The following is a 12,805-nucleotide window of genomic DNA, read 5'->3' as shown; positions in this document are numbered from 1 at the left end:
CGCCAATTGGTGGCCCCACATGAGGGGATAGAGGATGACCGGTTCACGCGGCGGGCATCTGCGAATACTGACGCCGTCGGCGACGCATTCCGCTCCACCGCTCGAGGACCGTGTGGGCCCCGTCGGGCTCGAACCGACGACCCAGGGATTAAAAGTCCCTTGCTCTACCAACTGAGCTAGAGGCCCGTGCGCCCGACTCTACGGGATGGGGGAGCGGCCGATCAGAGGCGGTCGACGTCGCGCGAGGACCCGCGACGCACGACGGCACCGGCCACGACCGTGACCACGACGAGGAAGATCCCGACGCCCACGAGCCACGCGAGCGCCTTGATGACGAACCCCACGACGACCAGGACGAGCCACAGCACCACCAGGCCGACGACGAATCTCATGCCCCCAGCCTACGGGGGCCTCCCGGGCGCTCGCCGGGCGATCGCGGCGGGCCCCGGCGTACGCTGACGAGGATGTCCGGCGACTACCACAAGCCCACCAGGTTCTCCGGGTCCAAGTTCGAGAGCATGCTCGGCGGCGAGGACCCCGCCACGATCAGCCGCGTGGCCCACGAGACCGCGTCGGCGCTGCTGGCGCGCGTGCGGGCGGATCCCGACCCCGCGGTCGTCGAGCGCCTCATCGCCTACACCGACGAACACGGCATCGACGCGGTGGCGGAGCTGTGGTCGCGCGCGAGCCCGCGCAGCCTGCCCGGCGCGCTCTGGCGCCTGTACCTCATGCGCGCGCTCATCCGACAGGATCCGGACGGCATCAGCCTCCTCTACCAGCGCGGCACCGAGGTGGCGACGACCATCGATCCCGTCGTCGCGGGTGCGACGGCGCCGACGGGGCCGGCGGAGATCGTCGAGCTCGCGGACAGCATCCTCCGCGGCCTCTTCACGGGCGACTTCGCCGTGGCGCTGGATCGGGCGGGTGCGTTCAGCAGGCTGGCCGCGCTCGGTGCCACGAGCGTCGCCGACGACCTCGACGCCACGGCCTCCCCGGAGCGCGCCGGCGACCTCACGACGCGCGCCCTCCGGCTCTCGCAGATGGCGGCGGACCTCGCGCAGTGCGCCCGCCTGTGGCGGAGCGACCGGCTCGACTGACCCGGGGCCGGGCGCGCGGGCGTCCTCCCGCATCGCTGCATCCGCCGCGTTCGCTGTGAGCGACGGACCCCGGGCGACAGCTCCGGTCGACTCGGTTACAGTGGATGGGGTCGGGCCGCAGTAACCCCGGGCTCCAATATTCGCCGCTCCGAGCGGCCTCGCGCCGAGAGGCGTTCCTGCGGTCCGGCTCCTTTTATCTCCGCCAGATGCCCTCGAGGCCGGGTCCCCACCCGACCGGACGCCACCCACGTCCCCTCCGACCGGAGCCGAGCGCCACCCGCGCCCCGGCATCGTCATCCGGCCGTCCTGTGACCAAACCGTGACGCGCCCCGCCCCGAAGAGTCATCGTGAGGCGCTCACCCGCTTCGCACCCGTCACCCGCGAGGGTGCGACCCGCATCGGTCGTGTCCTGCTGCGCGGCAGGCCGCCCGGCCATCCCAGATGCCGCGTTCCCGCGGGATCCGGCCGGTGCGGGCCTCCCCGCATCCCCTGCACCATCCGCCCCACCACCCGGAAGACCCACATGACCTCCCCGCAGATCCACCTCCGCCCGACGGGCGTCGATGCGCCTGCATGCGGAACCCGGTCGGGTCTGGGATGCTGGGGCTCGTGCCTTCATCGATCGAGCGTCCCGACCTGCCCGGGCCGGCGGACCCCGAGTCGAAGGAGTCGCTCCTCGGCCGTGTCGCCCAGGGCGACAAGCGCGCCTTCTCGGAGCTCTACGACCAGCTCGCGCCCCGCGTCCTCGGACTCGTGCGGCGGCTCCTCGTCGACCACGCGCAGTCCGAGGAGGTCACCCAGGAGATCTTCCTGGAGATCTGGCAGTCCGCATCGCGGTTCGACCCGGCCAAGGGCGCCGCGACCACGTGGGTGCTCACCATGGCCCACCGCCGCGCGGTCGACCGCGTGCGCGCCTCCCAGTCCAGCCGTGATCGCGATGTCCGCATCGGCATCCGCGACCACGAGCACGGCTACGACCAGGTGTCGGAGACCGTCGAGATCAGCATCGAGCACGAGAGGGTGAAGAAGGCCATGACGAAGCTCACAGAGATCCAGCGCCAGGCCGTCTCCCTCGCCTACTACGGCGGCTACAGCCACAGCGAGGTCGCGTCGATGCTCGACGTGCCCATCGGCACCGTGAAGACGCGCCTGCGCGACGGCATGATCCGCCTGCGCGATGAGATGGGAGTCGCATGATGACCACCGACGACGACCTGCGCACGCTCACCGCGGCGTACGCGCTCGGCGCGGTCGACGCCGACGAGGCGGCCGAGTTCGAGGCCATCCTCGAGGGCGACCCCGTGCTCCGCGCCGAGGTCGAGGAGATCCGGGCCACCGCGGCCGGCCTCGCCTTCGCCACGGAGCCCGTGGCCCCGTCCCCGCGCCTCAAGTCCGACCTCATGGCCATGCTCGACGCCACGCCGCAGCTGCCGCCCCTCGAGGCGCCGGCCGAGGCTCCCGCCGACGACCGCCCTGCCGCGCCCGTCACCGAGCTGCGTCCTGCCGCGGGCACCCCGTCGGCGTCCGCCGGCCCGACCGCTCCGCGCGGTCGGCTCGGCTCCGCGTCGGCCCGCGCCTCCGAGCGCTGGTTCCGCAAGCCCGGCGCGCTCCTCGGGGTGGCGGCCGCGGCCGTGGTCCTCGTCGTCGGCGGCGTGGTCGTCGGCACGAACGCGGGCGTGCCCGGCTCCTCGGAGTCGCCCGTCGCCTCCGCCTACGAGCGGGTCACCACGGCGTCCGACGTCGTCATCGACAAGCGTGAAGTGGTCGGCGGCGGCACCGCCACGGTCTACTTCTCCGCCTCCGAGGCGAAGACGGCCGTCGTGCTCAACGACGCCGCTCCGCTCCCCGAGGGCCGCGTCCTGCAGATGTGGTACGTCAGCCAGTCGGGTCCCGTGTCCGCCGGCGTCATGCCGTCCGACGGCGGCGCGGGCCACGCGGTGCTCGCCGGCACGTACACGCCGGGCGACACGGTGGCCATCACCGTCGAGCCCGAGGGCGGATCCGAGCAGCCCACGAGCGAGCCCATCGTGGCGGTCACCGTCACCTGATCGTCGGCTCCCGCACGAGACGAAGGCCCCGCATCCTCCAGAGGATGCGGGGCCTTCATCTCGTGCGGCGCGGCGGATCAGCCGAAGCGGCCGCTGACGTAGTCCTCGGTCGCCTGCACGCTCGGCTTCGAGAACATGGTGGTGGTGTCGTCGTACTCGATGAGCTTGCCCGGCTTGCCGGTACCCGCGATGTTGAAGAACGCGGTGCGGTCGGAGACGCGGCTGGCCTGCTGCATGTTGTGCGTCACGATCACGATCGTGTACTGCGTCTTGAGCTCCTCGATGAGGTCCTCGATGGCGAGCGTGGAGATCGGGTCGAGCGCGGAGCACGGCTCGTCCATCAGCACCACGTCGGGCTGCACGGCGATGGCGCGCGCGATGCAGAGACGCTGCTGCTGGCCGCCCGAGAGGCCGGATCCGGGGAGCGCCAGGCGGTCCTTCACCTCGTTCCAGAGGTTGGCGCCCATGAGCGACTGCTCGACGAGCGCGTCGGCGTCCGACTTCGAGATCTTGCGGTTGTTGAGCTTGACGCCCGCGAGCACGTTGTCGCGGATGGACATGGTGGGGAACGGGTTCGGCCGCTGGAAGACCATGCCCACCTGGCGGCGCACGAGCACCGGGTCGACGCCCGGACCGTAGAGGTCGTTGCCGTCGACGAGGACCTCGCCCTCCACGTACGCGCCGGGGATGACCTCGTGCATGCGGTTGAGCGTGCGGAGGAACGTGGACTTGCCGCAGCCGGACGGGCCGATGAAGGCGGTGACGGTGCGCGGCTCGATGCGCAGGTTGACGTCCTCGACCGCCTTGAACTTGCCGTAGTAGACGTTCAGGTCGTTGACTTCGATGCTCTTGGACAAGGGGTGTTCCTAACCGTTCGGGTTCGTGGCCGGGGGAGCGGGCGCTAGCGGCCGAGCTTGGGGGCGAAGATGCGGGCGATGAGGCGGGCGATGATGTTGAGCGCCATGACGATGAGGATCAGCACGAGCGCGCCGGTCCACGCGCGGTCGACGTAGGCCGCCGCATCCGCGCCCTGGTCGGCGTACTGCCGGAAGACGAACACCGGCAGCGTCATCATCTGGTCCTTGAAGGGGTTGTAGTTCATGCCCTGCGTGAAGCCGGCGACGATCAGCAGCGGCGCCGTCTCGCCGATGACGCGGGCGATCGCGAGCATGACGCCCGTGACGATGCCGGCGAGCGACGTGGGCAGCACGATCTTCACGACGGTCAGCCACTTCGGCACGCCCAGCGCGTAGGACGCCTCCCGCAGCTCGTTGGGGACGAGCTTCAGCATCTCCTCGGCGCTGCGGACGACCACGGGGATCATCAGCACCGAGAGCGCCAGGGCGCCGCCGAAGCCCATGCGGACGCCCGGGCCGAGGAAGAGCACGAGCAGCGCGTAGGCGAACAGGCCCGCGACGATCGACGGGATGCCCGTCATGACGTCGACGAAGAACGTGATGGCCCGCGCCAGGCGGCCGCGGCCGTACTCGACGAGGTAGATGGCCGACATGAGGCCCACGGGGATGGAGATGACCGCGGCGATGGCCGTGATGATCAGCGTGCCCATGATGGCGTGCAGCCCGCCGCCGCCCTCGCCCACCACGTTGCGGAGGCTCGAGTTGAAGAACAGCGGGTCGAAGCGGCCGGAGCCGTTGGTGACCGCGGTGAACACCAGCGAGATGAGCGGGATGAGCGCGAGCACGAAGGCGACCGTGACGAGGATCGTGATGACCCGGTCCTTCGCCTTCCGCTCGCCCTCCACGGCGAGCGAGATGACGAAGAGGGCGACGCCGAACAGCAGCGTGCCGAACACGGCGGTGCCGACGTAGTTGAAGTCCTCGGCGGCGCCCGAGACGAGGAGCACCAGGAAGATGACGGCCATGACGAGCCAGGAGGCGAGGAAGATCAGGGGCGCCGTGGCGCGGTGCAGCTTGCCGGCCGTCAGGGAGTTGGGCAGCGTGGTCGCGACGGGCCGCGTGCGGGAGGGGGCTGTCGTCGCCATTAGTTCGCTCCGGAGAAGGCCTTGCGGCGGCTGATGATGTAGCGGGCCAGCATGTTCACGGCCAGCGTGATGATGAAGAGCATGAGGCCGGAGGCGATCAGCTCGTTGACCTTGAGGCCGTACGCCTCGGGGAAGCTCAGCGCGATGTTCGCGGCGACGGTGTTCGAGTTCGTCGACTGGAACCACGCGAAGTTCACGACCGCCGCGGGCGAGAGCACGATCGCGACCGCCATGGTCTCGCCGAGCGCGCGGCCGAGGCCGAGCATGGAGGCCGAGATGATGCCGGGGCGGCCGAAGGGGAGCACCGCCGTCTGGATCATCTCCCAGCGCGTGGCGCCGAGGGCGAGCGCCGCCTCCTCGTGCAGCTTCGGCGTCTGGAGGAACACCTCGCGGCAGAGCGCGGTGACGATGGGCAGGATCATCACGGCGAGGACGACCGCGACCGTGAAGATGGTGCGGCCGGTGCCCGAGACGGGGCCGGCGAAGAGCGGGAACCAGCCGAAGGTCTCCGTGAGGAACGCGTAGAACGGCTGGAGGAAGCGGGCGAGCACCGTGATGCCCCAGAGGCCGAAGACCACCGAGGGCACGGCGGCCAGCAGGTCGATGACGTAGCCGAGGCCCTGCGCCAGGCGGCGCGGCGCGTAGTGCGAGATGAACAGCGCGATGCCGACGGCCACGGGCACGGCCATGAGCATCGCGAGCGCGGCGGCGTAGACGGTGCCGAACATCAGCGGGCCGACGAAGCTCCAGAAGCCGGCACCGCCGGAGACCTCGGCCGGCGAGGCGGTGAGGGCGGGGATGCTCTGGACGACGAGGAAGAGCGCGACGGCGGCGAGGATCGCGAGGATCAGCGCGCCGGACCCGGATGCGAGGCCGGAGAACACGCGGTCGGCGAGGCGGGCCTTGGCCTTCACGCCCTGGGTGCTGCGGGGGGCGGCCGCGACGTCGCGCGGCCGATCGGACTCGGGGGCCTCGGGAGGCTGCGGGGCGGCGGTCGTCATGGGTCGGGTTCCCTTGCGGTCGTGATGGTGGGGCAGTGGGCGGCGCGCCGCCCGTGGGAGCGCCCCCTGGCCCGCGCGAGCGGGCCAGGGGGCGGACGGCGGGTGCTTACTTGATGGACGCGACCGCGGTCTTGACCTGCGCGGCGACCGTGTCGGACAGCGGCGCGGCGCCGGCCTTCTCGGCGGCGAGCTTCTGGCCCTCGGCGCCGGTCACGTACTCGAAGTACGAGCGGACGAGCTCGCCCACGGCGGCGTCCTTGTACTGCTGGCAGCCGATGAGGTAGCTGACCAGGACGATCGGGTACACGCCGGCCTGGGTGGAGGTGTGGTCGATCTTGATCGCGATGTCGTTCTCCGCGCGGCCGGTCTCCTCCGGGGAGGCCTCGACGATCGCGGACGCGGCCTCGGGCGAGTACGCGACGAAGTCGTCGCCGACCTTCACCTTGGCGGTGCCGAGGGAACCGGCGCGCGACGCGTCGGCGTAGCCGATGACATTGGTGCCGCCGTTGACGGCGTCGATGACGCCGGACGTGCCCTGGGCCGCCTCGCCGCCCGGGTAGGGCCACTTGCCGCTGGAGGCGGCGTCCCACACGGTGGGGGCGACGGCCTTGAGGTAGTCCCCGAAGTTCTGCGTGGTGCCCGAGTCGTCCGAGCGGTGCACGGCCGTGATGGGGGCGTCCGGCATCTTCGCGTCGGGGTTGAGGGCCGTGATGGCCTTGTCGTTCCACTTCGTGATGGTGCCCTTGAAGATGCCCGCGGCCGTGGCGGCGTCGAGGTTGAGCTCCGAGACGCCGTCGATCTTGAAGACCATGGCGATGGGGGAGATGTAGTTGGGGAGGTCGATGGCGGAGGTGCCGTCGGCGCACTGGCCGAAGGTGCCGGTGAGCTCGTCGGTCTTGAGCGCGCGGTCGGAGCCGGCGAAGTTGGCGTTCTGGCCGCCGGCCATGAAGGCCTCGCGTCCGGCGCCGGATCCGTCGGGCGAGTAGTTGACGGTGACGCCGGTGTTGGTGGTCTGGAAGGCCTTGGCCCAGGCCTCCTGGGCCGAGCCCTGCGCGGACGAGCCGATGCCGTTGAGCGTGCCCTGGAGCGTGGACGCCGAGGAGCCGCCCGCCGCGGGGGCCTCGTTGGCGGCGCAGGAGGAGAGGGCGAGGGCGGTGACGGCGGCGAGCGCTGCTGCGCTGCCGAGACGCGAGATCTTCACGTGGGGGAGCCTTCCGGGTGATTCGTGCTGTGACGGAGCCGGTGCGGGCTCCTCCGAGACGCTATGTCGGGCTCTTGACGGGCTCGGCCGATTCCGGTGAACGGGAGGTGAACAGACCGCGCGGATCGGCACGGGCTCAGGCGCGCGGGCGCACAGTGGTCGGTCGGGCAGATGCCCGAGGGATCCCGCGGCGCCTCAGGCGGTGGGTCCGTACGTCTCCACCGCGAGGATCCCGGCCTCCGGGTCGGACGCCGACAGGTGCACCACGGAGAACTCGGCCGGCGACAGCATGCCGGCTCGCGGCATGCGGCTGGCCGCCGGCGTCGAGGTGGCGAGCGCGATCTCGTGCAGGATCTCGGGCAGCACGGGGCTGTGGCTGCACAGCACGGCGCTCCGGGCCTTGCGCACGCGCTTCGCGACGGTCGCCCGCACGGATCCGCCGTCGGACTCGTACGCGTCCTGGCTGATGCCCGCGTCCTCCTTCACGCGGCGGCCGAGCGCCTCCGCGAGCGGCGCGACCGTCTGCAGGCAGCGCTCGGCCGTGCTGCTCGTGATGACGCGCGGGCCGAAGGCGGCGAGGGTCGGCACGATGGAGGCGGCCTCGGCGCGCCCGCGGACGCTCAGCGGCCGTCCGGCGTCGCGGCCGTCCCACTCGTACGGCTGCACGGCATGGCCGTGGCGCAGGGCGATGAGGGCGAAGGAGCGGTGCGATCCGGTCTCGACGAGGCCGGCGAAGAGGTCGAGCATGTCGATCTCGCCCGGGTAGTCGAGGCGCTTGCGGGCGTTGGGGATGGAGACCCACTCGATGCTCTCCACCTCGTCCCCCGGCTCGAAGCGGCCGGCCTCGAGGACCGCCTCGGTCGCCTCGGCGGCCCAGTAGTGCACGGCCTTGCGGCGCCCGCCGGAGATGCCGTACTCGATGGCGCCCAGGGGCACGCCGAGCGCGACCCGGTAGCCGGTCTCCTCGTGCACCTCGCGGACGGCGGTCTGCGGGAGGGTCTCGCCGGGATCGACCTTGCCCTTCGGGAGGGAGGTGTCGCGGAGGCGCGTGCGATGGATGATGAGCACCCGGATCCGGCCGTCGACCACGCGCCAGACGACGGCGCCGGCGGCGAGCACGGTGGGGCGGGGTGTCACGCCTGCCACGTTAGCCGGATCGGCGTCGCGGTCGGCGCCCCCGGAGGACCCGGGAGCGCCGACCGCAGGTGCCCGGTGCGGCGATGCGCTCAGCGGAGCACGCGACGCTTGCGCTTGGAGACGATGCCCATGACCGCGGTCTGCAGGTCCTCCAGGGTGTTGCCGTCGGCGTCCTGGTTGCGGCGCGTCCACTCGCCGGCGGAGTCGAGGATCCACGCGGACGTGGTGTCGGCCATGGCGCGGTCGAAGAGGTCCTCGATCTCCTGCAGGTGCGCGGGGGCCACCAGACGGACGAGGGCCTCGACGCGGCGGTCGAGGTTGCGGTGCATCATGTCGGCGCTGCCGATGTAGGTGGCCTGGTCGCCGTCGTTGACGAACGAGAACACGCGCGAGTGCTCGAGGTACCGGCCGAGGATGGACCGCACCTCGATGTTCTCGCTGAGGCCCGGCTGCCCCGGCGTGAGCGAGCAGATGCCGCGCACCCAGACCTGCACCGGGACGCCCGCGTTGCTGGCCCGGTAGAGCGCGTCGATGATGGCCTCGTCGACGATGGAGTTGACCTTGATGCGGATGCCGCTCGGCTTGCCGTCGAGCGCGTTCTGCGTCTCCACGGCGATGCGCTTCAGGAGCCCCTTGCGCAGGTGCAGCGGCGCGACGAGCAGGCGCTTGAACTTCTTCTCGATGCCGTAGCCGGAGAGCTCGTTGAACAGCCGGGTGAGGTCCTTGCCCACCACGTCGTCCGCCGTGAGGAGCCCGAGGTCCTCGTAGATGCGGCTCGTCTTGGGGTTGTAGTTGCCCGTGCCGATGTGGCTGTAGTGCCGGAGCACCCCGCCCTTCTCCTGGCGGATGACGAGCGCGAGCTTGCAGTGCGTCTTGAGTCCCGCGACCCCGTAGACGACGTGCACGCCGGCCTTCTCGAGCTTGCGCGCCCACGTGATGTTGGCCTGCTCGTCGAAGCGGGCCTTGATCTCCACCAGCGCGAGCACCTGCTTGCCCGCCTCGGCCGCGTCGATGAGCGCCTCGACGATGGGGCTGTCGCCGCTCGTGCGGTACAGGGTCTGCTTGATGGCGAGGACGTGCGGGTCCGCGGCGGCCTGCTCGAGGAACGCCTGCACGCTCGTGGTGAAGGACTCGTACGGGTGGTGCAGCAGGATGTCCTGCTGCGCGATGGAGCGGAAGATGTCGGCGCGGGAGTTGTCCTCGGCCGGCTTCAGGGCCACCGCGGTGGTGGGCACGTTGTTCGGGTAGTGCAGCGCCGGGCGGTCGAGCTTGGCGAGGTCGAACAGGCCGCCGAGGTCGAGCGGGGACGGGAGCGTGAACACCTCCTGCTCGGTGATGTCGAGCTCGCGCATGAGGAGGTCGAGCGTGACCGCGTCCATGTCGTCCGAGATCTCGAGGCGGATGGGCGGGCCGAACCGGCGGCGCAGCAGCTCCTTCTCGAGGGCCTGGATGAGGTTCTCGGTCTCGTCCTCCTCGATCTGCACGTCCTCGTTGCGGGTGACGCGGAAGACGTGGTGCTCGACGATCTCCATTCCCGGGAACAGCGTCTCGAGCTGGTTCGCGATGAGGTCCTCGAGCGCGATGAAGTCGATGGGGCCCGAGCGCGTGTCCGGCGTGAGCGGCATGAAGCGCGGCAGCATCTGCGGCACCTTGATGCGCGCGAACTCCTGGCGGTTCGTCTTCGGGTTGCGGATGCGCACCGAGAGGTTGAGCGAGAGGCCGGAGATGTAGGGGAACGGGTGCGCGGGATCCACCGCGAGGGGCATGAGCACCGGGAACACCTGCTCGGAGAAGAGCTCGTGCAGGCGGTCCTGCTGGGCCTCGTCGAGCGAGTCCCAGCGGACGATGCGGATGCCCTGCTCCTCGAGCGCCGGGCGGACGCTGTCGTTGAAGGCCGCCGCGTGGCGGACCTGCAGGCGGTACGCGGTCTCGTTGATGGCCGAGAGCACCTCGGCGGGCGTGCGGCCGATGTTGGTGGGGACGGCGAGCCCGGTGGCGATGCGGCGCTTGAGGCCGGCCACGCGGACCATGAAGAACTCGTCGAGGTTGCTCGCGAAGATGGCGAGGAAGTTGGCGCGCTCGAGGACCGGCAGCTGCGGGTCCTCCGCGAGCTCGAGCACGCGGCGGTTGAAGGCCAGCCAGCTCAGCTCCCGGTCGAGGAAGCGCCCCTCGGGGAGGGTCCCGTCGTCCTCCAGGATCTCGTCCTCGTCGAAGTCGTCCAGGGATTCGGCGACCGCCTTCGCGTCGCCGATGTACGTCTCGCTGTCCATCCGCCCATCATGGCATCGCGGTGCGCGCTCCACCCTCCGGCAGGTGAACGCACGGTGAACCGCCCCCGGGAGGGTGCTGGGGAGGGCGGATCAGGCGCGGCGGTACTGGACGTCGACCGCGGCGTCGCGGAAGGCGGCCCGGCGGTACAGCGCGAGGGCGGGCGCGTTGTCCGCCTCGACGTAGAGGTCGACCTCGTCGTGGCCGCGCTCGGCCAGGAGGTCGAGGCCGGCGGCCAGGAGGGCGGATCCGAGGCCGCGTGAGGCGCGGTCGGGATCGACGCCCAGCACGTAGACCTCCGCCTGGCCGTCCTCCACCTTCAGCCAGTGGAAGCCGACGAGCCGGCCGTCGCCGTCGCGGGCGAGCAGCAGGGTCGAGGGGTCGCCCCAGGGCTCGGCCATGCGCTCGTCGAGGTCGCGCCGGGTCATCCGGCCCTGCTCCGGGTGGCTGGCGAAGGCGCGCGCGTTGAGCGCGACCCAGTCGTCCGCGTCGTCCGGGGTGGAGGAGGAGAGCGCGAGGCCCGCGGGCAACGGGCGCTCGCCGAGCCCCGCACGCGCCTCGGCGACCGACGCGCGCAGCTGCAGGAGCTCGCGTGCGCGGTCGAGGCCGGTCGCCGCCGCCAGGGCGCGGGCACCCGGGTGGTCGCCGTGCGCCCAGACCGAGACGGGGGAGCCGCCGGCCTCGGCGAGCACGGCGTCCAGCAGCGCGCGGCCGACGCCCAGGCGACGGTGCTCCGGATCCACGACCAGCTCGGCCTCGACGCCCTCGGCCCCGCGCGCGACGACGGCGGCCCCGATCGGCCGGCCGTCCGGACCCGGCGCGACGAGCGCGCGCGGGCCGTCGTCCGCGCCGAGGGTCAGGCGGGTCTGCTCGTTGAAGGCGGCCGGGCCGTCGACGGATCGGGCGCGGTCGGCGAGCGCGAGCACGCGCCGGACGGTCTCGGGCGACGCGTCGACGGCGGCGACGCGCGGGACGTCAGCTGCCGACGGGGGCGGGAACGCGCTCACTGTCCTCCTCGTACACGTTGAAGCGGTAGCCGACGTTGCGGACCGTGCCGATGAGCGACTCGAGGTCGCCGAGCTTGGCCCGCAGGCGCCGCACGTGCACGTCGACCGTGCGCGTGCCGCCGAAGTAGTCGTATCCCCACACCTCGCTGAGCAGCTGCTCGCGCGTGAAGACGCGCGAGGGGTGGCTGGCGAAGAAGCGGAGCAGCTCGAACTCCTTGAACGTGAGGTCGAGCGGCTTGCCGTGCACCTTGGCGGAGTAGCTCGCCTCGTCGATGACCACGCCGGACGCCTGGATCCGGCTGCCCGTGTGCTCCTGGGCGGCCCGGCCGATGACGAGGCGCACACGGGCGTCCACCTCGGCGGGGCCGGCCGAGTCGAGGATCACGTCGGTGGCGCCCCAGTCGGCGCTGACCGCCGTGAGGCCGCCCTCGGTGAGCACGAGGATGAGGGGCGTGCCGCCGCCCGTGGTGGTGAGGATCTTGCAGAGCGACTTCGCGCTGGCGAGGTCGCGGCGGGCGTCGACGAGCACCAGGTCGGCCGCGGGGGCGTTGACGAGGCTCGCGGCGTCCGCCTGGATGTGCCGCGTCCGGTGGCTGAGGAGCCCGAGCGCCGGGAGCACGTCGGTGTCCGCGGACGAGGTCAGGATCAACAGCTGGGCCACAGGGATCCTCCATGGATGAATTGACCCCATGATACGTGGGGCAGGATTGCGGGGTGACCTCCCCCCTGCGCAGCATCGTCCCCGTCTGGCTCGCCGCCGTGGTCGGCGCGGTCGTGGTGGCCGTGGCGGTCGGACCCGTCGACGCGCCACGGTGGTTCCCGCTCGTGCTCGCGACGTGCGTCGTGGCGACGTTCGTGATCCAGCTGGCGCTGCCCCGCAAGACCGGCTTCGTCGACCGCGCCACCGGCAGCGTCGTCGGCGCCGTGCTCGTGCTCGCGGCGGCCACGGTCGTCGTGCTCCTGCTGGCCGCCGCGGGCTGACCCACCGGCCCGGCGCGTCCGCCCGTGGGGTAGATTGAGGCCATGTCGTCGCTGCTTGCTCTG

General features: G+C 71.7%; 13 protein-coding genes and 1 tRNA gene. 4 read left to right on the top strand and 10 right to left on the bottom strand.

The features are described 5' to 3' along the window. Positions 1 to 113: 113 nt before the first annotated feature. Both PED38_RS03925 and PED38_RS03920 read right to left on the bottom strand, forming a co-directional pair. Positions 114 to 186, bottom strand: a tRNA-Lys gene (locus PED38_RS03925). Between the two features lie 35 nt (positions 187 to 221). Continuing rightward, positions 222 to 392, bottom strand: coding sequence for a hypothetical protein (locus PED38_RS03920; RefSeq protein ID WP_175345482.1), 171 nt, complete (start codon positions 390 to 392; stop codon positions 222 to 224). Positions 393 to 464: 72 nt separating this feature from the next. Between PED38_RS03920 and PED38_RS03915 the strand changes: the two genes are divergently transcribed. The 3 genes from PED38_RS03915 (at position 465) to PED38_RS03905 (ending at position 3,145) form a co-directional block, all read left to right on the top strand. Next, positions 465 to 1,097 carry a hypothetical protein gene (locus PED38_RS03915; protein WP_063071358.1) on the top strand — a complete coding sequence of 211 codons (633 nt, stop codon included), beginning with the start codon at positions 465 to 467 and terminating at the stop codon, positions 1,095 to 1,097. 597 nt (positions 1,098 to 1,694) lie between these two features. Beyond that, complete coding sequence (locus PED38_RS03910; RefSeq protein ID WP_063071359.1) at positions 1,695 to 2,294, top strand: sigma-70 family RNA polymerase sigma factor; 600 nt, start codon at positions 1,695 to 1,697, stop codon at positions 2,292 to 2,294. Next, positions 2,291 to 3,145 (top strand): anti-sigma factor, encoded by an 855-nt coding sequence (locus PED38_RS03905; RefSeq protein ID WP_270979856.1) that lies wholly within the window; start codon positions 2,291 to 2,293, stop codon positions 3,143 to 3,145. The genes PED38_RS03910 and PED38_RS03905 overlap by 4 nt, the downstream gene beginning before the upstream one ends. A gap of 77 nt (positions 3,146 to 3,222) precedes the next feature. Here PED38_RS03905 and pstB read toward each other — a convergent pair whose 3' ends face one another. The 8 genes from pstB to PED38_RS03865 all read right to left on the bottom strand — a co-directional run bounded on the left by pstB (position 3,223) and on the right by PED38_RS03865 (position 12,422). Next, complete coding sequence (pstB, locus tag PED38_RS03900) at positions 3,223 to 4,002, bottom strand: phosphate ABC transporter ATP-binding protein PstB (protein ID WP_094127956.1); 780 nt, start codon at positions 4,000 to 4,002, stop codon at positions 3,223 to 3,225. Positions 4,003 to 4,046: 44 nt separating this feature from the next. After that, positions 4,047 to 5,147 (bottom strand): phosphate ABC transporter permease PstA, encoded by a 1,101-nt coding sequence (gene pstA, locus PED38_RS03895; protein ID WP_063071361.1) that lies wholly within the window; start codon positions 5,145 to 5,147, stop codon positions 4,047 to 4,049. After that, positions 5,147 to 6,148 (bottom strand): phosphate ABC transporter permease subunit PstC, encoded by a 1,002-nt coding sequence (gene pstC / locus PED38_RS03890; RefSeq protein ID WP_175345483.1) that lies wholly within the window; start codon positions 6,146 to 6,148, stop codon positions 5,147 to 5,149. The genes pstA and pstC overlap by 1 nt, the downstream gene beginning before the upstream one ends. A 106-nt stretch (positions 6,149 to 6,254) precedes the next feature. Beyond that, positions 6,255 to 7,349, bottom strand: coding sequence for a phosphate ABC transporter substrate-binding protein PstS (locus PED38_RS03885; RefSeq protein ID WP_063071362.1), 1,095 nt, complete (start codon positions 7,347 to 7,349; stop codon positions 6,255 to 6,257). 195 nt (positions 7,350 to 7,544) lie between these two features. After that, on the bottom strand, positions 7,545 to 8,486 hold the full coding sequence (locus tag PED38_RS03880; protein WP_063071448.1) for an NUDIX hydrolase: 942 nt from the start codon (positions 8,484 to 8,486) through the stop codon (positions 7,545 to 7,547). An 89-nt stretch (positions 8,487 to 8,575) separates the two neighbouring features. Continuing rightward, positions 8,576 to 10,756 carry an RNA degradosome polyphosphate kinase gene (locus PED38_RS03875; RefSeq protein WP_063071363.1) on the bottom strand — a complete coding sequence of 727 codons (2,181 nt, stop codon included), beginning with the start codon at positions 10,754 to 10,756 and terminating at the stop codon, positions 8,576 to 8,578. 90 nt (positions 10,757 to 10,846) lie between these two features. Next, complete coding sequence (gene mshD, locus PED38_RS03870) at positions 10,847 to 11,761, bottom strand: mycothiol synthase (protein ID WP_270979853.1); 915 nt, start codon at positions 11,759 to 11,761, stop codon at positions 10,847 to 10,849. Further along, positions 11,730 to 12,422, bottom strand: coding sequence for a response regulator transcription factor (locus PED38_RS03865; RefSeq protein WP_063071365.1), 693 nt, complete (start codon positions 12,420 to 12,422; stop codon positions 11,730 to 11,732). Before PED38_RS03865 ends, mshD begins: the two co-directional genes overlap by 32 nt. 53 nt (positions 12,423 to 12,475) lie before the next feature. Here PED38_RS03865 and PED38_RS03860 point away from each other — a divergent pair, with 53 nt between their 5' ends. After that, positions 12,476 to 12,742 (top strand): hypothetical protein, encoded by a 267-nt coding sequence (locus PED38_RS03860; RefSeq protein WP_270979852.1) that lies wholly within the window; start codon positions 12,476 to 12,478, stop codon positions 12,740 to 12,742. Positions 12,743 to 12,805: the final 63 nt, after the last annotated feature.

This window comes from Clavibacter sp. CT19, from assembly GCF_027858075.1.
Taxonomy (GTDB): domain Bacteria; phylum Actinomycetota; class Actinomycetes; order Actinomycetales; family Microbacteriaceae; genus Clavibacter; species Clavibacter tessellarius_A.
Note: the sequence above shows the minus strand (reverse complement) of the source record. Positions and strands in the feature narration are given on the sequence as shown.

Coding starts and splice junctions, on each gene's coding strand:
- PED38_RS03920 (WP_175345482.1), bottom strand. CDS start 392: ATGAGATTCGTCGTCGGCCTGGTGGTGCTGTGGCTCGTCCTGGTCGTC.
- PED38_RS03915 (WP_063071358.1), top strand. CDS start 465: ATGTCCGGCGACTACCACAAGCCCACCAGGTTCTCCGGGTCCAAGTTC.
- PED38_RS03910 (WP_063071359.1), top strand. CDS start 1,695: ATGCTGGGGCTCGTGCCTTCATCGATCGAGCGTCCCGACCTGCCCGGG.
- PED38_RS03905 (WP_270979856.1), top strand. CDS start 2,291: ATGATGACCACCGACGACGACCTGCGCACGCTCACCGCGGCGTACGCG.
- pstA (WP_063071361.1), bottom strand. CDS start 5,147: ATGGCGACGACAGCCCCCTCCCGCACGCGGCCCGTCGCGACCACGCTG.
- pstC (WP_175345483.1), bottom strand. CDS start 6,148: ATGACGACCGCCGCCCCGCAGCCTCCCGAGGCCCCCGAGTCCGATCGG.
- PED38_RS03875 (WP_063071363.1), bottom strand. CDS start 10,756: ATGGACAGCGAGACGTACATCGGCGACGCGAAGGCGGTCGCCGAATCC.